24 protein-coding genes are annotated in these 25,900 nt (G+C 50.8%); 22 read left to right on the forward strand and 2 right to left on the reverse strand.

Going from position 1 to position 25,900, the window contains the following annotated elements; genetic code table 11:
- The first annotated feature begins 116 nt into the window (after positions 1–116).
- The 3 genes from C162_RS06535 (at position 117) to C162_RS06545 (ending at position 3,893) form a co-directional block, all read left to right on the forward strand.
- Positions 117–911: a ClpP family protease gene (locus C162_RS06535; protein ID WP_036692689.1), complete on the forward strand. Its 795-nt coding sequence runs from the start codon at positions 117–119 to the stop codon at positions 909–911.
- Positions 908–1,123, forward strand: coding sequence for a YlzJ-like family protein (locus C162_RS06540; RefSeq protein WP_036692657.1), 216 nt, complete (start codon positions 908–910; stop codon positions 1,121–1,123). The genes C162_RS06535 and C162_RS06540 overlap by 4 nt, the downstream gene beginning before the upstream one ends.
- A gap of 97 nt (positions 1,124–1,220) precedes the next feature.
- Entirely contained in the window at positions 1,221–3,893 is a 2,673-nt protein-coding gene (locus C162_RS06545) for an FtsK/SpoIIIE family DNA translocase (protein WP_036692658.1), read from the forward strand.
- Positions 3,894–4,028: 135 nt separating this feature from the next.
- On the opposite strand, the gene C162_RS06550 is transcribed toward C162_RS06545, so the two are convergent.
- Both C162_RS06550 and C162_RS06555 read right to left on the reverse strand, forming a co-directional pair.
- Complete coding sequence (locus tag C162_RS06550; protein ID WP_036692660.1) at positions 4,029–4,574, reverse strand: DUF402 domain-containing protein; 546 nt, start codon at positions 4,572–4,574, stop codon at positions 4,029–4,031.
- Positions 4,575–4,770: 196 nt separating this feature from the next.
- On the reverse strand, positions 4,771–6,747 hold the full coding sequence (locus tag C162_RS06555) for a helix-turn-helix domain-containing protein (protein WP_036692661.1): 1,977 nt from the start codon (positions 6,745–6,747) through the stop codon (positions 4,771–4,773).
- A 172-nt stretch (positions 6,748–6,919) separates the two neighbouring features.
- On the opposite strand from C162_RS06555, the gene sleB reads away from it, so the two are divergent.
- The 19 genes from sleB to C162_RS06645 all read left to right on the forward strand — a co-directional run bounded on the left by sleB (position 6,920) and on the right by C162_RS06645 (position 25,763).
- Positions 6,920–7,771 (forward strand): spore cortex-lytic enzyme, encoded by an 852-nt coding sequence (gene sleB / locus C162_RS06560; RefSeq protein ID WP_036692692.1) that lies wholly within the window; start codon positions 6,920–6,922, stop codon positions 7,769–7,771.
- A gap of 145 nt (positions 7,772–7,916) precedes the next feature.
- Positions 7,917–9,197 carry an EF-P 5-aminopentanol modification-associated protein YfmF gene (yfmF, locus tag C162_RS06565; RefSeq protein ID WP_036692662.1) on the forward strand — a complete coding sequence of 427 codons (1,281 nt, stop codon included), beginning with the start codon at positions 7,917–7,919 and terminating at the stop codon, positions 9,195–9,197.
- A gap of 2 nt (positions 9,198–9,199) precedes the next feature.
- Positions 9,200–10,480 (forward strand): EF-P 5-aminopentanol modification-associated protein YfmH, encoded by a 1,281-nt coding sequence (gene yfmH, locus C162_RS06570; protein ID WP_036692663.1) that lies wholly within the window; start codon positions 9,200–9,202, stop codon positions 10,478–10,480.
- Positions 10,480–11,247 (forward strand): elongation factor P 5-aminopentanone reductase, encoded by a 768-nt coding sequence (gene ymfI / locus C162_RS06575; protein ID WP_036692664.1) that lies wholly within the window; start codon positions 10,480–10,482, stop codon positions 11,245–11,247. Before yfmH ends, ymfI begins: the two co-directional genes overlap by 1 nt.
- Positions 11,248–11,379: 132 nt before the next feature.
- The gene (locus tag C162_RS06580; protein ID WP_036692667.1) at positions 11,380–11,640 is read left to right on the forward strand and encodes a DUF3243 domain-containing protein; all 261 of its coding nucleotides are present in this window, start codon (positions 11,380–11,382) and stop codon (positions 11,638–11,640) included.
- A gap of 147 nt (positions 11,641–11,787) precedes the next feature.
- Positions 11,788–12,555 carry a DUF3388 domain-containing protein gene (locus C162_RS06585; RefSeq protein ID WP_036692668.1) on the forward strand — a complete coding sequence of 256 codons (768 nt, stop codon included), beginning with the start codon at positions 11,788–11,790 and terminating at the stop codon, positions 12,553–12,555.
- A gap of 48 nt (positions 12,556–12,603) precedes the next feature.
- A complete protein-coding gene (locus tag C162_RS06590; protein WP_036692669.1) occupies positions 12,604–13,551 on the forward strand; it encodes a RodZ domain-containing protein in 948 nt (315 codons plus the stop codon).
- 83 nt (positions 13,552–13,634) lie between these two features.
- Entirely contained in the window at positions 13,635–13,796 is a 162-nt protein-coding gene (locus tag C162_RS36600; RefSeq protein WP_179090467.1) for a hypothetical protein, read from the forward strand.
- Between the two features lie 229 nt (positions 13,797–14,025).
- Entirely contained in the window at positions 14,026–14,517 is a 492-nt protein-coding gene (locus C162_RS06595) for a YajQ family cyclic di-GMP-binding protein (protein ID WP_036692670.1), read from the forward strand.
- Positions 14,518–14,666: 149 nt separating this feature from the next.
- A complete protein-coding gene (gene pgsA / locus C162_RS06600) occupies positions 14,667–15,254 on the forward strand; it encodes a CDP-diacylglycerol--glycerol-3-phosphate 3-phosphatidyltransferase (RefSeq protein ID WP_036692672.1) in 588 nt (195 codons plus the stop codon).
- Positions 15,255–15,312: 58 nt separating this feature from the next.
- Positions 15,313–16,602, forward strand: a complete 1,290-nt coding sequence (locus tag C162_RS06605) for a competence/damage-inducible protein A (RefSeq protein ID WP_036692673.1) — start codon at positions 15,313–15,315, stop codon at positions 16,600–16,602.
- Between the two features lie 298 nt (positions 16,603–16,900).
- A complete protein-coding gene (gene recA, locus C162_RS06610) occupies positions 16,901–17,965 on the forward strand; it encodes a recombinase RecA (RefSeq protein WP_036692675.1) in 1,065 nt (354 codons plus the stop codon).
- Between the two features lie 115 nt (positions 17,966–18,080).
- Complete coding sequence (locus tag C162_RS06615; protein ID WP_036692677.1) at positions 18,081–18,815, forward strand: regulatory protein RecX; 735 nt, start codon at positions 18,081–18,083, stop codon at positions 18,813–18,815.
- Positions 18,816–19,124: 309 nt separating this feature from the next.
- On the forward strand, positions 19,125–20,666 hold the full coding sequence (gene rny / locus C162_RS06620) for a ribonuclease Y (RefSeq protein ID WP_036692679.1): 1,542 nt from the start codon (positions 19,125–19,127) through the stop codon (positions 20,664–20,666).
- A gap of 223 nt (positions 20,667–20,889) precedes the next feature.
- Entirely contained in the window at positions 20,890–21,684 is a 795-nt protein-coding gene (locus C162_RS06625; RefSeq protein WP_036692681.1) for a TIGR00282 family metallophosphoesterase, read from the forward strand.
- A gap of 180 nt (positions 21,685–21,864) precedes the next feature.
- Positions 21,865–22,125, forward strand: a complete 261-nt coding sequence (locus tag C162_RS06630) for a stage V sporulation protein S (RefSeq protein ID WP_019910496.1) — start codon at positions 21,865–21,867, stop codon at positions 22,123–22,125.
- 164 nt (positions 22,126–22,289) lie between these two features.
- Positions 22,290–23,276 (forward strand): dipeptidase, encoded by a 987-nt coding sequence (locus tag C162_RS06635; RefSeq protein WP_036692682.1) that lies wholly within the window; start codon positions 22,290–22,292, stop codon positions 23,274–23,276.
- A gap of 161 nt (positions 23,277–23,437) precedes the next feature.
- Positions 23,438–24,010 carry a phosphate propanoyltransferase gene (pduL, locus tag C162_RS06640; protein WP_036692683.1) on the forward strand — a complete coding sequence of 191 codons (573 nt, stop codon included), beginning with the start codon at positions 23,438–23,440 and terminating at the stop codon, positions 24,008–24,010.
- A 220-nt stretch (positions 24,011–24,230) separates the two neighbouring features.
- Positions 24,231–25,763, forward strand: coding sequence for a DEAD/DEAH box helicase (locus C162_RS06645; protein WP_036692685.1), 1,533 nt, complete (start codon positions 24,231–24,233; stop codon positions 25,761–25,763).
- Positions 25,764–25,900: the final 137 nt, after the last annotated feature.

The following is a 25,900-nucleotide window of genomic DNA, read 5'->3' on the forward strand; positions in this document are numbered from 1 at the left end:
CTATGTGATAGTTCAAGGTTATGGTGTATAAGGAAGTCCTCCGGAATGTCATACTAACAGAAATCAGAATCCTGAAGCACACGGGTGTTGCAGGCAGAAGGGGAGCGCTGTGTACGATGGAAATTACAGAAGCAAGCAAGGCGGGCGGAGGGCGTTACGAAGAAATCCTGCCAGGGGAGATAAAGCCCGCAGTGAATGAGCCGGTTCCTCCTGGAATACCGGGACCTGTGGGGGTGCTTAAGGAATTGGGGCAGACAGCGGTTCCGACAGGAGAGCCGGATATTTTTTGTATGACGATTATTGGACAGATTGAAGGGCATTTCGTCTTGCCGCCGCATAACAAGACCACGAAATACGAGCATATTATTCCCCAGCTTGTTGCCGCCGAGCAGAATAAGACCATCAAGGGGCTGCTGATTATTCTTAATACGGTTGGTGGGGATGTAGAGGCTGGGCTGGCTATAGCGGAGATGATCGCTTCCTTGTCGAAGCCTACGGTCACAGTTGTTATCGGCGGCGGTCACAGCATCGGCGTGCCTATAGCGGTATCCTCCACGTATTCTATTATTGCTGAAAGTGCAACCATGACGATCCATCCGATCCGGATGAACGGCCTGGTGATCGGCGTGCCGCAGACCTTCGAGTACATGGAGCGGATGCAGGAGCGGATGGTGAAATTCGTGACCTCTCATTCCCGCATCACGGAATCACAGTTCAAGGATCTGATGTTCAAGACCGGAGAGCTTAACCGGGACATCGGTACCGCAGTAGGTGGTCAGGATGCCGTCAGATTCGGCTTGATGGATGAAGTGGGCGGAATCGGCGCCGCGTTGGCCCACCTGAACCGGATGATTGCCGCTGTGCCAGCTATGACGAACGATACGCTTCCGCAAGGGGGGCTGACCCAATGACTTTTTATACCATTCTGCCAATGGAGCAGGTGTTCGAGGGGGCGCTCAGTTATGCCACTCCCGTGCAGGAGATGACTATTCAGGGCATGCTGATGCAGGTTGAACTGCTGGATGGAGGCCAGGCGAAGGTGGTCCGGCTGCTGCAGTGTCCGCTGGATAAATATCTGGATGCGGCCTTCTCCCCGGGTGCTATCGTTCAACTGGACCGCTAAGTGCGAACAAACAGCCTAAAGATGCATATTCTGACAAAAGAGAACATAGGTACGCCACGCCATTATATGGTATAATGTTGACTCGGGGGTGGCTGGCGTGGCTAAACGGAGAAGAAAGAAGAAGAAAGCACTGCTGGGCAGTGTTTTAAAATATGAAATCTACGGAATTCTGCTGATTACGATTTCCGTCATTGCTTTGTCAGGGGAAGCGGCTGTCGGCCGTACGCTCTCAAGCATGGCGGGCTATTTGCTTGGCAGATTCTATTTTGTGCTGCCGCTGGCGGGTATTTTCTACGGCCTGATGGTAATGATTCACAGGAAATGGCCGTCCACCTGGAACAGCCGCTATACCGGCGGCCTGCTCCTGCTGTTGTCCATGTGCCTGATGAGTACCATATCGGCTATGCAGCAGAAGCTGGGTCCAATTGGGATGCTGCATCCGGGCAATGTACTGTCTCAAATACATAATGATTTATCCGGCGCCCTCTCACCGGGCGCCGGCGACAGCAGCGTATACATGCTGGGCAAGGATATCAGCGGGGGGTACATCGGCGCGCTTGAATACGCTGCGCTCCTATGGCTGTTCGGCAATCTGGGCGCTAAGCTGCTGATGATTGTATTGCTGGCCATCAGCTTCATGCTGATTACTAATCTCTCCTATGTAGAGCTGTTTACCTTACTCCGGGTAAGGGCCGTCAAGCTGATTGAAGGAATTAAGCTCCGGGCGGCTAACCGCCCTGCTGCTGTTCCGGTGGTGAACAGCAGACCGGCTAGAGCCAGCAGAGTTACAACGCCTGAACCTGCGGATGATGACGATTACTTCGAAGAGGATGACGGATCGGATCAGCAGCTGCCAAGACGCGGACAGTCGAAGCTGCTGGGTAGAATTACCGGATGGTTCAGCGGGTCTGCCCGCCAGAATCAGCCGGAAGTCATGGATGATCTGGAGGTAGAGCTGCCCGATATTATCATTACTGATCCGCGTACGGGTCCGGTCATCTCCGGAATGACAGCAGCGGGAGGAGCTCCTCTGGAGGAGTATGGCGAGGAGGACTTCCCGTATGAGGAGCTTGAGCCTGTTACGCCGATCATCCGGGACTTCTTCGAGCATATCCGCTCTGAAGGGCTGAATGCCGAGGACCGGGAGGAATGGAGCGAGTTCTCACCAGCGGCGCGTGGCGGTGCCGCCACTGGTACAGGCGCTGGTAACCTGACGAGAGCGGGAGCAGATCCTGCTCCGTCAGGGGGATCCGAGGAGGATATCCTGCCTGTGGAGCTGGACGGGCTGTTGGGAACGTCAGAGGAGGGGGCATCGGCTCCGGTTATACCGCCTCCACCTCCGCCCAAGCCGTACAAGCTGCCGTCGTTCCGTTTGCTGGCTAAGCCCAATAACGGGGCGAAGGCGGGCGATCAGAATGATTATATGCAGACGGCACGCAAGCTGGAGGCTACACTGGAGAGCTTCGGTGTAAGGGCGAAGGTGCTGGAAGTGGTTCGTGGACCAGCGGTGACCCGGTATGAGATTCAGCCGGATATCGGCGTGAAGGTCAGCCGGATTGTCAATCTCACCGATGACATCGCGCTGGCACTGGCTGCCAAGGATATCCGTATGGAAGCGCCGATTCCCGGCAAATCAGCCATCGGCATTGAAGTGCCGAATTCAGAAGTCTCGGTCGTCACCATGCGGGAAGTAATGGAGACACAGATTTTCCAGGAGGCGGATTCGCGGCTATCCATTGCTTTCGGACGGGATATCTCAGGCCAGACGATTATCGGCAATCTCGCCAAGATGCCCCATCTGCTGGTAGCAGGAGCAACCGGCTCCGGTAAATCGGTCTGCATTAATGGTATTATTACCAGCATTCTATATAAGGCTAAGCCGAATGAAGTGAAATTCCTTATGGTTGACCCTAAGATGGTTGAGCTGAATGTATATAACGGCATTCCGCATTTGCTCGCCCCTGTAGTTACAGACCCTAAGCGTGCCAGTCTGGCGTTGAAGAAGATTGTGGTGGAGATGGAGAAGCGGTATGAACTGTTCTCCAAATCCGGCACACGCAATATGGAAGGCTATAACAACTTGATGAAGGATAATCCGGCAGCAGTACTGCCGTATATCGTTGTCATCGTGGACGAGCTTGCCGATCTGATGATGGTTGCCGCCAATGATGTAGAGGATGCCATCTGCCGGCTTGCCCAGATGGCGCGGGCGGCGGGGATTCATCTGATTATCGCCACACAGCGTCCTTCGGTGGATGTTATTACCGGCCTGATTAAGGCGAATATTCCTTCGCGTATTGCCTTCGGAGTCTCCTCGAATGTGGACTCCCGGACCATTCTGGATATGCCGGGTGCCGAGAAGCTGCTCGGACGCGGCGATATGCTGTTCCTGCCGATGGGGGCTTCCAAGCCGATCCGTGTTCAGGGTGCTTTCATGAGCGATCAGGAAGTGGAGACGATTGTGCAGTATGTCAGCAGCCAGGGGGAAGCGAATTATGATGAATCGCTTGTGCCTGAGGTAGACGACACCTTGAGCGAGGATCAGGAGCCGCAGGATGAATTGTATGAACAGGCTGTCCAGATTGTTCTGGAAGCCAAGCAGGCCTCTGTATCGCTGCTTCAGCGGCGTATGCGCGTCGGTTACACCCGTGCCGCACGCTTGATCGACTCAATGGAGGCCAGAGGCGTAATCGGCCCTTACGAGGGCAGCAAGCCGCGTGAGGTGCTGATGTCGCTGGAGCAGTATCAGCATGGTAGACTGACTTCATAAATGCAAAAAGCTGTCCCGCAAGCCATTTGCTGCTTGGGACAGCTTTTTATTTTAAGGTTCTTTTCGATAACATTGATGTTATGTGTCCCGAACAATCCCAGCATAAATTGGTGAGTTGTTCATTTTTTATCAGGCTTACGTTTGGAGTATATGTACAGGAATATCTTGATGTTGCTCTGAAAGCTGCAACAAGGTGAATTTCCCGTCTTTGATAAGGGAATTAATTAAGTCTGCCTCTTGTCTTGCGAGGTTATATAGAGAGCTGTCAATTCTGCCCTGAAGCAATGCTTCATCGAGTTCATCCGAATCCTTTTGGATTACTTCACCTGACGGCAAAACGACAATATCTAAGAACAAATCGTCCATCCAAGGCACGTTATCCTCACTTACACCATTCCTATAGCATATATCAATATACCACTGTACAATTTGCCCTTGCTCGTCAAACATTGTAGTCACTGAATGATGCTTATCAAGAGGGAATTGTTGAAGCCACGAATAACCATCATTTACAATGCAAACCTTTTGATCAAAGTATTTTACGTACAACGGCTCTTTAACTTTGGCAATCTTCAGAAGTGATAAGTAGCCTTTAAAATTATCCGTTTCAAGATATGACTGGGCGTATTCTCTTTCCAATACACGTTTCCAATCTGAACGGTCTCCATATTTTCTTTTCAAATGTACAACTCCCTTCTCCTAAGAAGTATTCTTTCCTCATTGTATCAAAGCGGAGAATCAGCAACAATATTTATATAAAAGACCTTATTATAGGATGTTTTACATCTAAAAACAGAGCAGCGATTCTCCAATATAAGGGGAGCGCTGCTCTGTTTGATTTGTGCCTACGTTTATTTTGCGAATGATGCCATTGGTATTACTTCACCCGCGGTGCTGCAAGCAAATGCTCAACCATGTAATCCAGCTGTGCATTCAGGGAGTAGATATCATTATAGTAAGATAATCCGAAGTCGATATTCATCAGCCGGCCTTCCTTGACTGCCGGAATGCTGTTCCAGAGCGGGTCCCCCGTCAGATCAGTCATCCCGTCATAGGATGAACGGAAGATATAATCTCCGCTGTAATCGGAAATGACTTCAAAGGATACAGACTCGCCGCCTACATCAGTCTTGCTATCTATTTTTTGCTGAATTTTCTCCGGTGCCTTCATGCCAAGATATTCATATAAGACCTGTGAACCCCGGCCATACTGTTTGCTCATAATCACCAACATACTGCGGTTTTCGCCGCCTTCCATGATGGAGATCGTCGAATCTAGAATTCCCGCTTCCTGCAGCTTCTGCTTACTGTTCTCCACCTTGGCATTGAAGTCGTTTAAGAGGCTGGTGGCCTGATCTTCTTTGTTAAGAGTGTATCCAATGAAGCTGACCCGCTCAGCGGTAGTCATTTTCTCATAAGGCACCAGCACGGTGGGTGCAATGTCATGCAATGCATTGTAGGTCTCCTCGGATGGAACGATAATCAGATCGGGATCAAGTGATAAGACAGCTTCCGGGCTGGCCTCGAACCAACTTCCCAGCTTCTGTACATCCTTCAATTCGTTCTCGAACGCAGCGCCTTCATTTACACTAGACACACCTACGGGCATAATGCCCAGCGCCAGAACATCGCCCAGCAAGTACAGCACAACGACACGCTGAGGATCGGCGGGCACCTCGATGTCTCCTTTTATAGTAGCGATTGTCCGGGTCTGTGCCTCGGCTGCGGTGTGGTCTGGAGAAGTTGTGGCGAGTGATGTGGCTGCAGGAGAAGAGGCCGGCGATGGGCTGGCATTGCCTGCTGCGTTAGAACCGGTATTCCCTGAGGCACAGGCACTTAATACTATGGTGAAGCATAACAACAAGGTAAACATTAGAGATGGCTTGGCCGTTCTGAACATGGATGACGCTCCTTTTAGTTCATATTGATAATGATTATCATCATCAATATATCGGAGAGTTCCTTCACGGGCAATGTCATATGCAGACAGCGCAGATGGCATATCCCGCCAAGGTAAAGCAGCCTGCATAGAATTTTTGTACCTCACCGGCGAGTTTCCGAAGTGCTTCTTGAACATTTTGCCAAAAGAATATGCATCCGGGTAGCCTACAGCAGCAGCAATATCATGCAGTGTGGACTCTGTGCCCAGCAACAGCTCACGGGCTTTGTCCATGCGAATCTGAACCAGATATTGGGCAGGGCTAGTCTGAAGCCGCTTGCGGAATAACCTTGATAATGTCCTCGGGCTGGTGCCCAGAGTGCCGGCAAATGTATCCAGGGTGAACGGCCTGTTGTAAGAATCGTGCATATAGCGTACAGCCTGGTCGAGCACATCTGCTCTAAGCGGGTGCAGCTCCTGCCCCTGCATCTGATGAAGCAGCTCATGGACCCATTGATAGAACAGGGCTTTGACATGCAGATGTTCCAGGGTGCGGCGTGTCTGCCAATCACCATACATCCGGTCTAGAATCTCATACAGCGGAAGGGGATAGACAGGACTGAAGTGATAGGTTCCGGTAAAAGGTCTGCTGCGTTCCAGAAGCGCTGTTAGGTTGCGCCGGGCGGGCAGGGTTAACGTTGAACGGTACATAATAAGGTAATAATCCATTATTTCCTGTGTTTTCAGCAATTTGATAATGGTACCTTTGCCCCCGTGAAATACATTTGCGCCGCTTACTTCATAGGGGCTGTCATCTATAAGCACACTTGCGCTGCCGCGAACGATATAAAGGTATGTACTAGCCGGAAGGCGGTACTTCAGCGGAAGTTGTCCAGAAGTGAACGAGGCCTTGCGGATATCGATAACTTCTACAGTAGCATGATTCCACAGTACAATATGGTCCTTAAAATCCATGTTTCTTCTCAACTCCTGTTGTTTCTTAGCTCAAGTATAGTTGATAATCGTTCTCAGTTGCAATGGATTTACCGTTCCCTGCTTTGCGGTCATGCATAGGAAGTCCTGCCAGTCGTCATAATAACTTTAGCCATTCATGCAGAACTTCCAAGAGAAAGGTAGAGCGAATCCCATGACAAAACATAAGCAGTGGATCATTGCCGCAGTTACCCTTGCCCTTGCAGCTGCACCGTTTGCAGGTGCAGTCTTCAAAGATCATGATTTGATCTTTGCCAAGCCATATGCAGCAGAACAGGTTGCCGCAGACATCCCTGATGAAGAGGAGGAAGTCATGCCTGTGTTCGGCACAACTCCGCTTATGGTAGGCTCCTCGGGGCAGGATGTCTATGAGCTTCAGGGAAGATTGAAGCACCTGGGTTATTTTAACGGGAAGATTGACAGTCAGTTCGGGACCAAAACCAAAAATGCCGTCACCTGGTTCCAGTGGAAATTCGGCCTGAAGTCTGACGGGGTGGTCGGGGCCAAGACGAAGCTTAAGCTGTACAATGCGACTACAGCCTGGAAGCCGACAGCACCGGGGGCAACTACCGCCCAGAAAAAAGCGCCCTCCGGCGCAGCTGCGGCCAAATCCAATACGGCTGAGCTGGCCTCCGGCAATACGATGGGCCTGTCCGAAAATGACCTCAAGATCATGGCTAATGCGGTTTACGGTGAGTCACGCGGGGAGCCTTTTGAAGGTCAGGTGGCCGTAGCTGCAGTCATTCTCAACCGTGTGAAATCCCCAAGCTTCCCGAACACGCCTTCGGGCGTCATTTTCCAGCCGGGAGCCTTTACCGCCGTAGCTGACGGCCAGATCTATCTGGAGCCTAATGAACAGGCACGCAAAGCAGTACAGCAGGCACTGAGTGGCTGGGACCCGTCGGGCGGCTGTATCTATTACTTCAATCCCAAGACGGCGACCTCCAAGTGGATTTGGTCCCGTCCGCAGGTGAAGACAATCGGCCAACATATCTTCTGCATGTAGCTTAAAGTGTCTGTATACAACCCTCCGTAAGAGCAACCGGTACGCTGTCCTCCGGTTGCTTCCTTACTTTGGAATGGTTTAGAATGGATAATACTTCATAAACTTGTTATAGAGCATCAATCCACGCTGCAAAGGAGTTTTGGACTTGACTAATAATGGATTTCAACATGGCCATGCCGCAGGCATGCGTATACATGTTCTGCCGACCAAGGCGTTCAAGACGTTCGCCATCTCACTGTATGCAGGCGTTCCGCTTGAAGAAAGTACAGTAACCTCAACAGCACTGGTTCCGTTTGTACTCCGCCGGGGGACAGCGTCCTACCCGGAGACTACCCAATTCCGTGAGCGTCTGGAGGAGCTGTACGGTGCAGGCTTCGGCTTCGATATTTACAAACGCGGGGATTACCAGATTGTCCAGTTCCGGATGGATACCATCAATGATTCCTTTGTGCAGAGCAAGGAGAGCCTGCTTGGGGAATCCTTTGCCTTTCTGGGAGAAGTATTGACCCGTCCCCTGCTTGAGAGTGGAAGCTTCCGGGCTTCTTATGTAGCTACAGAACGCGAGACGATCCGCAAGAAGCTGGAATCCATTGTGAATGATAAAATCCGCTACGCGGCAGAACGCTGCATTGAGGAAATGTGCCGCAACGAGCCTTACCGGCTTCATCCCCTCGGCCAACGGGCCGATCTGGATGCTATTACGCCTGAGACGCTGTACCAGAGCTATACCTCCTGGCTGAATGGAGCTACGCTCGATCTGTATGTAGTGGGCGACACCACACCTGAGGAAGTCGAGAAGCTGGTGACAGCTCATTTCGGCCGGGCCCATCACTCTGAAGCCGGAGGCTACACCTCGGACTTCACTCCAGTAAAGGTTACGGAAGTGCGGACGGTGGAGGAGAAGCTGGATGTGAATCAAGGCAAGCTGAATATGGGGCTGCGGACCTCTATTACCTACAAAGATGACCGGTACGCTTCCGCGCTGATGTACAACGGCATTCTTGGCGGTTACCCGCATTCGAAGCTGTTCGTCAACGTGCGTGAAAAGGAGAGTCTGGCGTATTACGCCTCCTCCCGTTATGACGGGCATAAAGGCATCGGGACGATTCAATCGGGGATTGAGACCCAGAACTACGGCAAAGCCGTTGATATTATCCGCAAGCAGCTGGATGAGCTGAAGGCCGGCAATATCACTGACCTGGAGCTTAGCCAGACCAAGGCGATGATCCGCAACCTGTTGTCCGAGATTCAGGATTCGGCGTTTGAGATGATCTCCTTTGATTTCAACCGCCAGCTATCCGGCAAAGACCGTTCTGCCCAGGAGCTGATGGAGCAGGTTGACGGTATGGGGGCAGCTGAAGTTGAGGCGGCTGCGGATACTTTTGAGCTGGATACGATTTATTTCCTGACAGGGAAGGAGGAATAGGAATGGAGAAGCTCCATTACGAACGGCTTCAAGAAACAATTTATCACGAGGTTATGGATAACGGACTGCAGGTGTATGTGCTGCCGAAGCCGGCTTTTCTCAAAACCTACGCCACCTTTGCCACGAAATATGGATCAGTAGACAATCACTTCAAGGTTGCAGGCGGCGAGGAGACTACAGTGCCGGACGGAATTGCCCACTTCCTGGAACATAAAATGTTCGAGGAGCCGGAAGGCGACATATTTGCTACCTTTGCGTCCAATGGCGCATCGGCGAACGCCTTCACAAGTTTCGACCAGACGGTCTATCTTTTCTCGGCCACAGAGAATATTGAACAGAATCTCAGCACCCTGGTTGATTTTGTGCAGCGTCCTTATTTCACCGATGAGAACGTGGAGAAGGAGAAGGGGATTATTGGGCAGGAAATCAATATGTATGCCGACAATCCAGACTGGCGCGTCTATTTCGGGCTGATTGAAGCGATGTATGCTACCCACCCGGTTCACATTGATATTGCCGGAACTATCGAATCCATCTCAACCATCACGAAGGAAACGCTGTACACCTGCTACAATTCCTTCTATCATCCCAGCAACATGCTGTTGTTCGTTGTCGGAGGGGTGGACCCCAAGCAGGTATTTGAACTGATCCGCAGCAATCAGCAGGGCAAGAGCTATGAGAAGCAGGGTGAAATTACTCGTATCTTCGCGGAGGAGCCTGATCAGGTAGCCTCAAAGCATGTGGAGAGCAGACTTGCTGTTTCCATTCCCAAAATGATGTTCGGATTCAAGGATAAGGTGGATGGTCTAAGCGGTGAAGCAGCGGTGCGCCGTGATCTGACCACGAAGCTGATGCTGGACCTGCTGTTTGGCAGCAGTACGGCATTGTATCAGAAGCTCTATGACGAGGAATTGATCTCGGACAGCTTCGGCCATGAATTTAACAGCTCTGCGGAGTATGCATTCTCGGCGATCGGCGGCGATACCAAAGATCCGGGACTGCTGCTTGAACGGATTAAGGAAGAGGTTCTACGTATTCTGGAGACGGGCTTCGCGGAGAAGGATTTCGAACGGGCCCGCAAAAAGAAAATCGGCGGCTTCCTGCGGATGCTGAATTCGCCGGAGAGCATTGCCCATGAGTTCACGCGGTACCAGTTCCGTGGAGGAGATCTGTTTGAAGTGCTTCCCCTGTATGAATCGATCACTCTGGATGAAGTCAATGTCCGGCTTCATGCCCATGTGAACTGGGAGCAGCTGGCCGTGTCGCTGGTGGTGAGTCCTTAATGATGTTACCGGGAGAGGACAGCAAACCGATTGGCGAAATGACAGTGCTCATTACCGGGGGCAGCGGGGGAATCGGCGGCGCGATCGCTGAGCGTTTTGCTTCGGTGGGAATGAACATTGTGATACATTATATGAATTCGCATGAAGCGGCAAATGATGTGGCCCGGCGCTGTCTGGCGCTGGGGGCAAAGGTAATGACCGTAGCGGCGGACATGAAAGACCGCAGTCAGCTCGTACGCATGGCCGAAAGGCTGGAGAGCAGCGGCATGATGCCGGATATCCTGGTCAATAATGCCGGGAAAGCTCATTATGGCATGTTAGCCGATCTGACCGAGGAGGAGTGGGACGATATCATGGCGGTGAATCTGAAGGGCACCTTCATGTGCAGCCAGATTTTCATGCCTTATATGGTCACGCAGCGTTACGGCCGGATCATTAATGTGTCTTCCGTATGGGGGATCTCGGGCGCATCCTGTGAAGTGGCTTATTCAGCAAGCAAGGGCGGAGTGAATGCTTTTACCAAGGCGCTCGCCAAGGAGCTGGCCCCCTCCAAGGTCACTGTGAACGCTGTTGCGCCTGGAGCGGTCCACACGGCCATGCTATCCAATTTGCAAGCGGATGAGCTGAAGATGCTGGAGGACGAGATCCCTGCGGGGAGACTGGCTACCCCTGAGGATATATCCTCGCTTGTTTATTTTCTGGCGCTGCCTGAATCGGGTTATATTACGGGGCAGGTCATCAGTCCGAACGGCGGCTGGATTACTTAATTACCGGTATAATGCCAGGAACCATGAGCCTGCTCTGGAGAAATGCTCCAGCATAAGAACTTCCGGCTTGAGACATATTATAACTGTTGCTTCTAAATCTCAATATCATTACAAACCTGAGGAGGATTTAAGATGTCAACAGATTCCGTAGTGAAGAACTTTGATACCTGGAAAAGCTTTTTGGGAGACCGGGTCATTCAGGCCGAAAAAATGGGGATGAGCGACGAGACCATCACCAAGCTGGCGTTCGAAATCGGGGAATTCCTCGACAAGAAGGTCGATCCGGGCAACTATTCCAACCGGGCCATTAAAGAGCTGTGGGATGTCGGAACGGATGATGAGAAGCATACCATTGCCGGACTCATGGTCAAACTGGCGAAGAAAAACGCATAGTTGCGCGGAAGAAGCTCCCCTTGCGGGAGCTTTTCTGCAATTATTACAATCGTGTCCTTGCCTTTCAATTTTTTTTTCTATATCATTAACATGACCCGTGTATCTGAAACAACATGCAGGGAAAAGGAATCTATGAGGTGCGCACAAGTGGAATATAAACAATGGTATATGGAGTATAAGATACATAAGAACAGACCCGGTCTGTTAGGCGACATCGCTTCTATGCTGGGTATGCTGGAAGTCAATATTCTGACGATTAACGGCGTAGAAGGCAAGACGCGCGGAATGCTGCTGGAAACAAGCGACGATGAGAAGATCATGCTGATGGGCGAGATGCTCAAGAAAGTTGATAATATAACGGTTACGGCACTCCGTACACCGCGGCTTGTAGACCGGTTGGCCGTCCGGCATGGACGGTATATCGACCGTGATTCAGATGACCGTAAGACCTTCCGCTTCACCCGCGATGAGCTCGGGCTGCTGGTGGATTTCCTCGGTGAGGTGTTTAAAAAAGAAGGTAATCAGGTTATAGGACTACGTGGCATGCCGCGGGTAGGCAAGACGGAATCAATCATTGCCGGCAGCGTCTGTGCGATGAAGCGCTGGACGTTTGTCTCCTCAACACTTCTGCGCCAGACGGTCCGCAGCCAGCTCGCCGAAGACGAAATGAATCCGCATAATGTATTTATCATTGACGGGATCGTCAGCACTATCCGCTCGAACGAGAAGCATTATAACCTGCTGCAGAATGTCATGAGTATGGCAAGCACCAAGGTGATTGAGCATCCTGATATTTTTGTGCGGGAGTCCGAATTCACCTTCGATGACTTCGATATCATTATTGAGCTGCGCAACGCACCGAACGAAGAGATATTGTACGAGTCGTTTACGACAAGCTACAGTGAAGATCTTTAATATATTTAATCAGGAGCATTGCTCACACAACATTCAGGAGGTGATGGTATGTCGGAACTGGGCCGGCATTTGAAGGAGGCTCGTCTGCAAAAGGGGATGAGTCTTGATGATGTCCAGGAAGTAACAAAGATCCGAAAAAAATATTTGGAAGCCATCGAAGCAGGGGATTATAAAGTGCTTCCGGGCAGTTTTTATGTCCGGGCCTTTATTAAAACCTATGCCGAGGCGGTCGGGGTTAACCCGGATGAACTGATGGAGGAGCACGGCAATATGCCTGCCGCCCCCGTCGATACTACTATGGAGACCGTGATCCAGAAGCGGAGCCGTAAGCCTGAAACGGAGCGTAACGCCAAGTGGCTGCCGACCTTGCTTATGTGGACCTTTCCGATTTTAATTCTGGTGGTCATCTATTTATATGCTACTTCATCGAGTAATCAACAGGACCCGAAGCAGGCGGATACCGCAGACATGACTTCGGCAACGCAAGATCCGGCCAAGGTGAAGCCTTCACCTACTGCCGCTGGCGGAGGTGCAGTGCCTTCAGCGACAGCAGATGCGGCAGCTACACCTGATGCAGGAGCGGCGGCAACCACTGCGCCTGCTGCTACTCCAGAGCCGTCTCCATCGGCTGCTCCGGGGGCTGTTACCGTTACTCAAGACCGTAAATCGGGCAAGACGACGATCTATAAGGTCTCTGCGCCTGCCGGAAGCCAGGTTCAAGTAGTGATTGCCTCAACCGGAGTCAGCTGGCTTGAAGTGTACAAGGGCGAGAACTCCAAGGGGGAAAAGCTCAGCTTCGGGAACACCAAGGCCGGCGATAATCTCAGCTTCACGCTGGACAGCGAAGGCATGTATATCAAGTCGGGATATTCACCGGCTACGGCCATTTCGGTCAACGGACAGGCAATCACCGACGGCAAAACCTCCTCGCGTCTGCTGCTTGAACTGGATAGCGGGACGGACGGCGCTACTGGCGGGAGTACTACCGGAGAATAGTAGATCCAATGTATAGTCTTTGGCAGATTGGAGAACCTAGAAGTGTTTAACAGTTTTCTCGCCAAAGTGAGGTGTATTCTCTCATGACCGTCAGCTGGATTGTAACAGGGCTTGGTATTATTGTCAGTCTCCTGGGGTATTATTTGACACCGGGCGCCTGGGGATATGGTATTCTGGGCTTTGGACTGGCACATGTTCTGCTGGGGATTCTGGATATGTTCCGGGCTCCTGCACGCAGCAGATAATATTTAGGTGAGCGTCTCCCGGGCGGGTTCCGGGAGGCGTGTTTTTAGGTGCAAATATAAGAATTTATATGTTCACGCTATAAATTATCCTTCTATTTCTCGCTGAAACGGTACCGTCCTTACAAAGGACGGAATGCCGTTTCCACTTGACTCTTTTCCAATATTAGACTTAGGAGCGCCTATCTCATATAATAGGAACAGACTAATTGTAACTAAAGGATGTGGAACCATGAGTTCAGAAAGTTCATTTGATATCGTATCCAAGATGGATATGCAGGAGCTGACCAATGCGGTTCATCAGACCGAGAAGGAAATTGAGAACCGGTTTGATTTCAAGAACAGCAAGAGCAGCCTGAAGCTGGAGAAGGATGCGCTTGTAGTCGCCTCAGAGGATGAATACAAGCTGAACGCAGTAATTGATATCCTCCAGACCAAGATGGTGAAGCGGGGAATCACGCTGAAGAATATGGATTTCGGCAAAGTGGAGCCGGCTTCGCTCGGCACGGTGCGCCAGCGGCTGGGGCTGCGGCAAGGGATAGACCAGGAGAACGCGAAGAAGATCAATATTCTGATCCGCGATTCCAAGCTGAAGGTCAAGAGCACCATTCAGGGTGATCAGATCCGTGTGACCGGTAAAAGCCGCGACGATCTCCAGCAGATTATCCAGCTTTTACGCAAGGCTGATTTGCCGCTTGATTTACAGTTTAACAATTTAAAGTAAGATCATGTGCCCCGCAGTGTATACTTACCTTACTTGCGGGGTGCTTTATGTTTTTTTGACACTTATTTATGGCTATAATATACTAGCTAAGCAGTTTTGAAGAACATGCTGTAATACCGGATTCGTATGGACTAGGGGAGGAACCTTCAGTGAATTTACCCAACCGTATCACATTAGCGCGTATTTGCCTTATCCCAATCATGATGTTTTTTCTGCTGGTGGACTTCAGCTTCTATCCGGAACCGATACATTGGGGCTCCTTTCAGCTTTCAATTAATCACTTGGTCGCGGCGGTTATTTTTCTGCTGGCAGCCAGTACCGATGGAATTGACGGTTACATAGCCAGAAAATATAACATGGTCACTAATCTGGGCAAGCTGCTCGATCCCCTAGCGGATAAGCTGCTGGTCTCGGCCGTGCTGATCTCATTGGTCGAGATGGGAAGATGCGATTCCTGGATTGCCATTGTTATCATCAGCCGTGAGTTTGCCGTGACCGGCCTGCGCCAGGTGGCACTGCTGGAAGGGAAGGTAGTGGCTGCAAGCAAATGGGGAAAGGTAAAAACAGTGATTCAGATTGTTGCCATTTCACTGCTGCTGCTTAACAATTTCCCGTTCCAGTTCGTCAGCATTCCTGTGGATGACATTGCCATCTGGGCGGCAGCCATCATTACCATTTACTCTGGCATTGATTATTTCGTGAAGAATAAGGAACTGCTGGATTTGAACAAAGCCTGAGATGCTGGAACAGGTTGAACCTTGCAGAATACCTACAATCAGGAGGAGAACGTCAGCTATGAAAGCAGAGATTATTGCCGTTGGAACAGAACTATTACTTGGACAAATCGTGAACAGCAATGCCCAGTTTCTTTCAGTAGAGCTGGCTGCATTAGGCATTGACGTTTATTTTCAGACCGTTGTGGGAGATAACAAAAGCCGCCTGCTGGAAGCGATCCGGATTGCTCAGAGCCGGGCGGATGTTATATTGTTCACCGGTGGCATCGGTCCGACCGAGGATGATCTGACCAAGGATGCGCTGGCTGCGGCGCTTGGCCGGACCCTGCACATTGACCAGCTGGCCATGGATCATGTGCAGCGCTTCTTTGATGACCGCAAGATTGTAATGACTGAGAATAACCGCAAGCAGGCGCTTGTCATTGAAGGGACGACTCCTCTGTCCAATGATACAGGCCTTGCGGTAGGGATTGCTTTTGCAGAAGAGGACAAATATTATATCGTGCTGCCGGGTCCGCCCCGGGAGATGAAGCCGATGTTCACGGATAAGGCCAAGCCATGGCTTCAGCAGCATGCACTTACTAGTGAAATGCCGCTCTACTCGAAGATGCTGAAGTTCGCCGGGATTGGCGAGTCGCTGCTGGAGGACAAGCTGATTGATCTGATCCGCAGCCAGAGTGATCCTACGATTGCCCCGTATGCCAAGGAAGGCGAAGTGACCGTGCGCATCTCTACCAAGGCGCCGTCCGAACGGGAGGCTATGGTCAAGCTCGATGCTCTGGAGAAGACGATTGCGGATATTCTGCCGGAGAATCTGTATGCCAACATCGATGTGCCGCTGGAGCAGCTGATTGTGGACTGGATGGCGGATGCGGGGCTCACTCTGAGTGCTGCCGAGAGCTGTACGGGCGGGCTGCTGATGGAGAGTATTACGAATATCCCGGGCAGCGCCTCCATGTTTGCCGGGGGGATCGTGTGTTATTCCAATGATATTAAGAAAAAACTGCTGAATGTGCCCTCCGCTATGCTTGAAGGCCCGGATGCCCCGGGAGCCGTGAGCCGCGAGGTTGCGGAGGTGCTGGCTGAGCAGGTGCGAATGATCGGTGACACGGACTTCGGCTTATCGGTTACCGGTGTAGCCGGACCGGGATATTCCGAGCGCAAGCCGGTGGGGCTTGTGTTCGTAGGACTGGCTGAGAGGGGCTGCAAGACAGAGGTATACGAGCTGAATCTGAAGGGCACCCGTGATAACATCCGCCTGCGCACCGTTAAGGCGCTGCTGTACCGCCTGTGGCGCCGGCTGGAAGAACGCAAGGTTGCCACTCCCCTGGAAGGCTCGGCCTTGCAATAACGGTTCAAGGCGGTATATAATTTATGTATGCGGAAGAACCGTGGCTTGAGCAATCATGCTGCGGTTTTTTGTTTTATATTATGTATAACAAATTATCCTAAGGTTGTTCCTATTCACGTGATGAGCAGAAGAGAGGTACCTGCAAAAGTCTTGCATCCGGAAGGAGGCCTATGTCTTACAATAAAAGGGAGTATTATCCCTGTGAGTAAAAAAAACGAATGTATGTTCGAAAAAAGACTTGGCAAGACCTTCAATACACGTTATTATAATACTATAAACAGTGAAGGAAGTGGTCTGATTGTCAGATCGTCGTGCAGCGCTTGATATGGCGCTTCGTCAAATAGAAAAACAATTCGGTAAAGGTTCGGTAATGAAACTGGGAGAATCCACTCACATGAAAGTGGAAGTTGTACCTAGCGGATCTTTGGCACTTGATATTGCACTAGGTATTGGCGGACTTCCCAAAGGACGTATTATTGAAGTATATGGACCGGAATCTTCCGGTAAGACGACGGTTGCACTTCATGCGATCGCAGAAGTACAAAAGCAGGGCGGACAAGCTGCCTTCATCGATGCTGAGCATGCGCTTGATCCTAAGTATGCTAAGGCGCTTGGCGTTAACATTGATGAACTGCTGCTGTCCCAGCCTGATACAGGTGAACAGGCCCTCGAAATCGCTGAAGCGCTTGTACGTAGCGGAGCAGTAGACATCATTGTAGTTGACTCTGTAGCAGCATTGGTACCGAAGGCAGAAATTGAAGGCGACATGGGTGATTCTCACGTAGGCTTGCAGGCCCGTCTGATGTCTCAGGCATTGCGGAAGCTGTCAGGTGCCATCAACAAATCCAACACCATTGCGATCTTCATTAACCAGCTTCGCGAGAAGATCGGGGTAATGTTCGGTAACCCTGAGACCACTCCGGGTGGACGCGCTCTGAAATTCTACTCCTCCGTCCGTCTGGATGTGCGCCGGGTAGAGGGTATCAAGATGGGTAATGATGTCGTGGGTAACCGTACGAAGATCAAGGTTGTGAAGAACAAGGTAGCGCCTCCGTTCAAGCAAGCAGATGTAGATATCATGTACGGCGAAGGGATTTCCAGAGAGGGAAGCCTTGTGGATATCGGTACAGAGATGGATATCGTTAACAAGAGTGGTGCCTGGTATTCCTATGAAGGGGAACGTCTGGGTCAAGGACGTGAGAATTCCAAGCAGTTCCTGAAGGAACATCAGGATATTGCCCTGCTGATCGAGAACAAGATCCGTGAGGCAAGTAATCTCACGACTCTGGTAGAGGCACCATCCGAAGCGGCTGTGGCTGCGGAGCAAGAGGAAGAAGAGAAGCTGTTGCTTGAGATTGAGTAATTAAATCCCCCTCTACTTCTAATTGAATAATGAAGTCAAGATGGATAGGCGCCCTGTGAAGATGTAACAGGGTGCCTTTTCGCAAATATTTCAGCTTAAGTAGGTGATTGGCAGGATGGTTATACAATTGGATGAGGAATTCGAAGAACAGGATGAGCAGGTGCTGGCGGATTTCCCGGGAGATCAAGAGCTGGTAATTACACGGGTGGAGCGGCTCAAGAAGTCTAACTATCGTTATCTGATCCATTTCGGAGACTACAACATGACTGTTCATGAAGATGTCATGATTAAATACCGGATGATTACCGGGAGTACTTTTGTAAAAGCGGATCTGGAGGATATCGTTGCCGCAGACGAGCGCCAGCGGGCGTATGTGGAGGGGCTTAGGTATCTGGAGCGCAAGCCCAGAACGGGACAGGAGATGGCCCGCCGTTTAAGGGAGAAGGAAATAGGGGAGACTGTTATTGCCGAAGTTCTGCTCCGGCTGCAGGAGGAACGTCTGCTTGATGATCCCTTATACGCTAAGCAGTGGGCGGAGCAGCGGATTGTGAATCAGCGTAAGGGCAAAATGTGGATCAGGCAGGAGCTGCGCGAGAAGGGGATCGATAAGTCGCTGATTGCGGAAGCGCTGGATGAGATCACACCCGAGCAGGAGCTGGAGAGCGCACTGCAGACCGGACGGAAGAAATGGAATATGATCCGGGGAGATGTGAACGACAAACGCCGGAAGACAGGGGCGTTCCTGATGCGCCGGGGATTCTCAGGTGAAATGGTACGCCAGGTGATCGGGATTTTGCGGGATGAGCAGGATTCTGAGGGGGAAGAAGAGGAGTTTTACTTCCCGGATTGATTCTCTTGACTTTAATGCGGTTATCGACTCTCTTGACAAGGTCTTTTTATAAATAATAAAATATAACATGAATCGGCATAAACTAAGAATCCTTTTTCCTTCCCAAAAAGCAGACTCTTATGTTCCGGTTCGCGTACAACTCATATGAAATGTAATCGCCGGATAAGGCGGGCAATGTGCATGTGCAGCATGTGCAGTATGGCAATCGGTGTATTACCGGTTTTTTGTATGGTGATGAACGGATAGTTTAACAACTGCACAAATACCCAAGGGAAGAACCTTGGAGGATATCAACGAGGAGGTGAACAGATGGAACCATTGATCTGGGTCATTATCGTTCTCGTTGTAGCTGCAGCATTCTTTGGATTCGGTTATTTTATTCGTAAATCCCTTGCAGAAGCTAAGATTTCCAGCGCAGAGAAAGAAGCCGTAGTCATCGTGGAGAACGCGAAGAAAGAGGCGGAGGCGCTGAAGAAGGAAACGGTACTCGAAGCTAAGGATGAAGTTCATAGAATCCGTACCGAAGCTGAGAAAGAAACTCGTGAACGTCGGAATGAAATCCAACGGCAAGAGCGACGTTTGCTGCAAAAGGAAGAATCGCTGGATAAAAAAATGGAATCGCTTGAACGAAAAGAAGAACAAGTAGCTAACAAAGAGAAACGAATTGATGAAACCCAACAGCAAATTGATGTTATTTACAAGAATCAGGTTACTGAACTGGAACGTATCTCCAATCTGAGCATCGATGATGCCAGAAGTATCATTCTCAGCAATGTAGAACAGGAAGTTCGCCATGAAACTGCTCAGATGATCAAGGAAATTGAACAGCAGGCCAAGGAAGAAGCGGACAAGAAAGCCCGCGAGATTATCACCTTGGCGATTCAACGCTGTGCGGCTGATCATGTGGCTGAAACTACGGTATCTGTCGTTACCTTGCCGAATGAAGAGATGAAGGGCCGGATTATCGGTCGTGAAGGACGTAACATCCGTGCGCTGGAGACTCTGACCGGCATTGATCTTATTATTGATGATACGCCGGAAGCCGTTATTCTGTCAGGATTTGATCCGATCCGCCGCGAAGTGGCCCGTACGGCACTCGAGAAACTGGTGGCAGACGGACGTATCCATCCTGCACGTATTGAAGAAATGGTGGAGAAATCCCGTAAAGAAGTAGATGAACGGATTCGCGAATACGGTGAACAAGCTACCTTCGAGGTTGGCGTTCATGGTCTGCACCCGGATCTGATCAAAATTCTGGGCCGCCTGAAATTCCGCACGAGCTACGGTCAAAACGTACTTAAGCACTCCATGGAGGTTGCTTATTTGACTGGACTTATGGCCGGTGAGCTTGGGGAAGACATCGTGCTTGCAAAACGTGCCGGACTGCTGCATGATATCGGCAAAGCGCTTGATCATGAAGTGGAAGGTTCGCATGTTGAAATCGGCGTCGAACTGGCGAAGAAGTACAAGGAACATCCGGTGGTTATCAACAGTATCGCGTCCCATCATGGAGATTGCGAGGCTACCTCGGTTATTGCTATGCTGGTTGGAGCTGCTGATGCTTTGTCGGCTGCCCGTCCAGGTGCACGCCGTGAGACCCTGGAAACGTACATCAAACGTCTGGAGAAGCTGGAGGAGATCTCGGAATCCTTCGAGGGTGTCGAGAAATCCTATGCCATTCAGGCGGGCCGCGAGGTTCGCGTAATGGTACAGCCTGAGAAGATTGATGATGCCGAAAGCTTCCGTCTGGCCCGCGATATTACGAAGATGATTGAGAGTGAGCTGGATTATCCGGGTCATATCAAGGTTACGGTAATCCGCGAGACACGCGCTGTAGAATATGCGAAATAAATAAGGAAATCGGCCCCCTTGCGGGGCCTTTTTTCTTGCGTGCACGCCGTGAGTTGCTGGTATACCCATTCACATTGGAGCCTGCTGAACTATCTAATAGGCTCTACCAGGCGCCACTCGCGCCGTGGAGTTTGGAATGAAGCAGAATAGGTGAAATTATACTTAAGCAGCGATTTATGGTTGGCAGAGCATACACAAACCAAAAATTTAGGAGGAGAAGATTATTAAAGTTTTATTTATCGGAGACATTGTAGGCAATACAGGCAGAAAAGCGCTGCGTGAAATGCTGCCATCCCTGAAAAGTAAATATCAGCCGCATATCATCATTGCCAATGGTGAGAATGCCGCTGCCGGAAGAGGAATCACCGCTGCCATCGCTAACGAATTTTTCAACTGGGGTGTCCACGGCATTACGATGGGCAACCACACCTGGGACAACAAGGATATCTTTGAGTTCATCGACGACGAGCCGCGGATTATCCGTCCGGCTAACTTCCCGCCGGGAACACCGGGCCGGGGGTACACCGTCGTTAAGGGAAATGGCAAGCAGCTGGCGATTGTGAATCTGCAGGGCCGCACTTTTCTTCCGGCGATCGATGATCCGTTCCGGGTAGGCGAGGAGATTGTGGAAGAGCTGCGCAGAGAGCATAAGTGCATTCTGGTGGATTTCCATGCGGAAGCAACCTCTGAGAAAATAGCGATGGGCTATTTTATGGATGGACTGGCTTCGATTGTAGTCGGCACACACACTCATGTGCAGAGCAACGATGATGTGATCCTGCCTGGAGGTACAGCGTATCTTACAGATGCGGGTATGGTTGGTTCAAGAGAAGGGATTCTGGGTATGGAAAAGGATGCGATCATCTATAAATTTACAACTCAGCTTCCCTCCCGGTTTGTAGTCGACGAAGGCAAGTGGCAGCTGCATGGTCTATTCGCAGAACTTGATGAAGCTACAGGCAGAGCGACACGACTGGAGAAGATCCGGCTGCGTGAGGATGAATGGGTGATGAGCTAATTCGGTAAAACTCATTTTGTTTTGGGTAAAGTGTGATATTTATTATATCGAAAAAGAGTATCTTTTGAACTATTTTCTCCGGAGAGGTCCGCAAAAAGAAGGAATTAATTCTTCTGAAGCGAATAACATCTACTGTAGTGGAAGAAGAACACCATCATTTTCCCAGGGGAGGTACTTACTATGGATGTATTAAAAGTATCAGCTAAATCCAATCCAAATTCCGTTGCTGGCGCATTAGCAGGTGTTCTTCGCGAACGTGGATCGGCCGAGCTACAAGCTATTGGAGCAGGAGCACTGAACCAGGCCGTTAAGGCCGTTGCCATCGCCCGGGGATTTGTCGCACCTAGCGGAGTGGACTTGATCTGTATTCCGGCTTTTACGGATATAGTGATTGATGGGGAAGACCGGACGGCAATCAAACTTATTGTAGAACCTAGATAATCAAGTGAATGTGAATCATTTAGATTAAGCCTGTTTACACTGTAAACAGGCTTTTTGCTGTGCTGACTGCTGCTTCCGTTAGGCGCATATATATAAAATAGACACTGGGCCGTCAACGGTTCATTCAGATATTCATAAGGTGAAGGAAGAAGGAGAGCTGACCTATGATGGGAAACAGGAAGCTGCGGGTAGCGGATTTTCATTGTGATGCTCTGAGTAAGCTGCAGGCGAATCCAGGGATAGACTTCAGGAATGATCCCCGGCTGGATGTGACCGCAGAGCGGCTGGCAGAGGGGAATGTCGGACTGCAGGTTTTTGCCATCTACTTGTCTGCGGTGCGCGGAAGGGCCAAATTCGAGGATATTCTGGGGCAAATCGAGTGCTTTCACCAAAAGGTTACTGGTCCTGGAGGGCTTCAGTGGCTGCGATGGAAGGAGGAAGTGCAGGAAGGCAGCTTAACTGCTTCAGCCTATGGAATGCTCTCTCTGGAGGGCGTAGACGGTCTGGAGGGCAATCTGTTCTATGCCCAGTTATGCTTCGAGCTGGGTGTGCGTTGCCTGGGGATTACCTGGAACTATGCTAACTGGGCCGCGGACGGCGTGCTGGAGCGGCGGAATGGCGGTTTCACCGAGCATGGCCGGAAGCTGATCGACTGGTGCAACCGGAGTGGAATGCTGCTGGATGTGTCGCATTTAGCCCCGGCAGGCTTCTGGGAGCTGCAGGAGCTCAGTGCCCGTCCGTTCATTGCTTCGCATTCCAATTGCGCTGCGGTCTGCAGTCATCCCCGCAATCTGAGTGATGATCAGCTGAAGGCTTTGATTGTCAAGGACGGGCGAATCGGGCTTACCTTTGTCCCCTGGTTCGTGCGGGATGGAGGAGGGACCAAGCGGGAGGATATGCGGAGGCATATTGAGCATGTTTGTGGTCTTGGCGGGAGCGGACAGCTGATGTTCGGCTCGGATTTTGACGGGATTGACTCGTGGGTAGAAGGGCTGGAGCATCCGGGACAATATGCGGAGTTCGCCGATATGCTGCTGAAATACTATCCCGAAGCTGATGTACGGGGCTGGCTATATGAGAATGCGCTAGGGTTCTTGAGGGAACAACTGCCTTCTTCCGCAGATAGAGCCTCTGTTCTCGCCAGGAAGTGACTATGAATTGGAAAAACCAGGATGAAGCATTCACAGAATCGTAATATGCCCGGAAAAAAGCCTCGCATTGTGATGCGGGTCTTTTTATTTGTGGGTAAATAGATGTATAATGTTCAGTGGCTTGTACAGATACTAGAGAAAATACAAGGAGTGACTTAAAAATGAGCAAGACTGTACCCGTAGGTGTGTCGGCCCGGCATATTCACCTTACGCAGGAGCACGTAGAAGCATTGTTCGGCCCAGGTTACCAATTGACCGAGTTCAAACCTCTGTCCCAACCCGGACAATTCGCAGCGAATGAGCAAGTGGCTGTAATTGGTTCGAAAGGGAAGTTCGACAAAGTTAGAATCCTCGGACCTGCCCGTCCGGCTTCGCAGCTGGAAGTATCCCGCACAGACTCCTTCAGCCTCGGCGTGAAGGCACCTGTCCGTGAATCCGGCAATATTGAAGGAACACCAGGAATTACGATTAAAGGACCTGCCGGTGAAGTTGAGCTGGAGACTGGCGTTATTGTAGCAGCGCGCCACATCCACTTCCACACTTCCGAAGCAGAAGCTTGGGGCATTGCCGATAAGCAGCTCCTGAAGGTACGTCTGGGCGGCGAACGCGGCCTGGTGCTGGAGAACGTGATTGCACGCGTATCCGACAGCTTCAAGCTGGATATGCACATCGATACCGATGAAGCTAACGCTGCAGGTGCCAATAATGGCGATACCGCTGAAATCCTAGACTAGTATTTTATTATAGTGAAGACAAGAGCAGGGGACCCATCCTCTGCTTTTTTGTTATATATTTTTTTGAAATGAAAGAAATGAAAGTTTTCATATTCGCTTTTCTGTGTTATCATTATGTGTTATAACTTTGCTGAGCGCTATGTGGAGACGCCGCAAAAGGAATACACAGTACTGGAATTAAGGATTCACCAATATATGTATGCACAATGAAGGAGATAAAATGACATTTAACGATTTGAACCTGATCCCCCCGATTCTTAAGGCGCTTAGCCTGGAAAACTATACATCCCCAACCCCTATTCAGGAAGAGTCTATTCCTGCGGCATTAGCCGGCAGAGACATCCTGGGCTGTGCACAGACCGGTACCGGTAAAACGGCGGCCTTCTCATTGCCGATTATTCAGCTGCTGAGCCAGCAGCCGGGCAGAACCGGCGGAGGCAAACGCATCCGTTCCCTGATTCTTACGCCTACCCGTGAGCTGGCGCTGCAAATTCAGGAGAACATTCAGGCCTACAGCAAGTTCACAACGATCCGTTCGACAGCCATTGTCGGTGGAGTATCACAGAAGGCGCAGGAGCGGGCGCTTGCCATCGGTGCCGACATTCTGATTGCTACACCGGGCCGACTGATTGACCTGATCAGCCAAAAGCGTGTGGATCTGCAGCATGTGCAGATTCTGGTGCTGGATGAAGCGGACCGCATGCTGGATATGGGCTTCATTCATGATGTGAAGCGGATTATCGCCAAGATGCCGCTCAAGAAGCAGACCTTGTTCTTCTCGGCGACCATGCCTACAGAGATTTCGCAGCTGGTCAAGACACTGCTGGTCAATCCGGTGAAAATCGAGATCACTCCGGTATCCTCCACAGTAGACAGAATTGAACAGTCGATTTATCTGCTGGAGAACGGAAATAAGCAAAATCAGCTGAACCGTCTGCTGCAGGACCCGTCGATTGTATCGGCACTGGTATTCACACGCACCAAACGCGGCGCGGACCGGGTAACCCGGGATTTAACCCGTATTAATATTACAGCACAGGCCATTCACGGCAACAAATCACAGAATGAGCGCCAGAATGCGCTGAGAAATTTCAAGAGCGGAGCGACCCGCGTGCTGGTAGCTACAGACATCGCTGCGCGCGGAATTGATATTGATGAGCTATCTCATGTTATCAACTTCAATCTGCCGAATATCCCGGAAACCTATGTTCACCGGATTGGCCGGACCGGCCGTGCGGGGATGAGCGGTATCGCCATCTCGCTGTGCGAAGCGGAGGAAATTCCGTATCTGAAGGATATCCAGAAGCTGATCGGCAAGACGATTCCGGAGGTCAAGGATCATGCGTACCCGATGTCTAAGAGCAATCTGGCATTGCTGGCAGACCGTCCCGGCAAAGCACCGGTCAAACCGTCGCAGAAAGCCAAGACGAATCCGCCCCGCAAGCCGAAGTCGGAATGGTTCGCACAAGGCAAACAGCAGGGCGGCAGTAACGCAGGTGGCGCTAAGGGTGCATCGGGCAGCGGTAATGCAGGCGGTGGAACTAGAAGTGCATCGGGCAGCGGGTATGCTGGCGGTGGAGCGAGAGGTGCTTCGGGGAGTCAGGCTAATGCCAGCGGCCGTCCTAGTGGCATCCAGAGTCAGAAATCACCCGGCGGCTCATATGGCCGTTCAAACCCATCAGGCAGCAGACCTGGCGGCAGCCAGAGCGGTCGTCCGTCCAGCCGTCCAGCGGCTAAAGCGGGCCGCTCGTAATCGACTTGCAACTTGCAGTAATACTACTAGACAGTAATGCTAAACCCGATCTAAAAAAAACCCGCCATTCTCAGTATCTCACTGAAAATGGCGGGGGTTTGTCTGTTACATGACTCTTATCTGTTATATCGCTTCTT

Origin of the sequence: Paenibacillus sp. FSL R7-269 (genome assembly GCF_000517865.1) — a bacterium.
Lineage (GTDB): Bacteria > Bacillota > Bacilli > Paenibacillales > Paenibacillaceae > Paenibacillus_AQ.

What these genes read in the sequence shown, in the direction of transcription:
- C162_RS06645 (WP_036692685.1), top strand. Translation starts at nt 24,231, where the DNA reads ATGACATTTAACGATTTGAACCTGATCCCCCCGATTCTTAAGGCGCTT.
- C162_RS06635 (WP_036692682.1), top strand. Translation starts at nt 22,290, where the DNA reads ATGATGGGAAACAGGAAGCTGCGGGTAGCGGATTTTCATTGTGATGCT.
- ymfI (WP_036692664.1), top strand. Translation starts at nt 10,480, where the DNA reads ATGATGTTACCGGGAGAGGACAGCAAACCGATTGGCGAAATGACAGTG.
- C162_RS06540 (WP_036692657.1), top strand. Translation starts at nt 908, where the DNA reads ATGACTTTTTATACCATTCTGCCAATGGAGCAGGTGTTCGAGGGGGCG.
- pduL (WP_036692683.1), top strand. Translation starts at nt 23,438, where the DNA reads ATGAGCAAGACTGTACCCGTAGGTGTGTCGGCCCGGCATATTCACCTT.
- C162_RS06605 (WP_036692673.1), top strand. Translation starts at nt 15,313, where the DNA reads ATGAAAGCAGAGATTATTGCCGTTGGAACAGAACTATTACTTGGACAA.
- yfmH (WP_036692663.1), top strand. Translation starts at nt 9,200, where the DNA reads ATGGAGAAGCTCCATTACGAACGGCTTCAAGAAACAATTTATCACGAG.
- C162_RS06535 (WP_036692689.1), top strand. Translation starts at nt 117, where the DNA reads ATGGAAATTACAGAAGCAAGCAAGGCGGGCGGAGGGCGTTACGAAGAA.
- C162_RS06595 (WP_036692670.1), top strand. Translation starts at nt 14,026, where the DNA reads ATGAGTTCAGAAAGTTCATTTGATATCGTATCCAAGATGGATATGCAG.
- C162_RS06580 (WP_036692667.1), top strand. Translation starts at nt 11,380, where the DNA reads ATGTCAACAGATTCCGTAGTGAAGAACTTTGATACCTGGAAAAGCTTT.
- C162_RS06590 (WP_036692669.1), top strand. Translation starts at nt 12,604, where the DNA reads ATGTCGGAACTGGGCCGGCATTTGAAGGAGGCTCGTCTGCAAAAGGGG.
- C162_RS36600 (WP_179090467.1), top strand. Translation starts at nt 13,635, where the DNA reads ATGACCGTCAGCTGGATTGTAACAGGGCTTGGTATTATTGTCAGTCTC.
- rny (WP_036692679.1), top strand. Translation starts at nt 19,125, where the DNA reads ATGGAACCATTGATCTGGGTCATTATCGTTCTCGTTGTAGCTGCAGCA.
- C162_RS06630 (WP_019910496.1), top strand. Translation starts at nt 21,865, where the DNA reads ATGGATGTATTAAAAGTATCAGCTAAATCCAATCCAAATTCCGTTGCT.
- C162_RS06615 (WP_036692677.1), top strand. Translation starts at nt 18,081, where the DNA reads ATGGTTATACAATTGGATGAGGAATTCGAAGAACAGGATGAGCAGGTG.
- C162_RS06555 (WP_036692661.1), bottom strand. Translation starts at nt 6,747, where the DNA reads ATGGATTTTAAGGACCATATTGTACTGTGGAATCATGCTACTGTAGAA.
- sleB (WP_036692692.1), top strand. Translation starts at nt 6,920, where the DNA reads ATGACAAAACATAAGCAGTGGATCATTGCCGCAGTTACCCTTGCCCTT.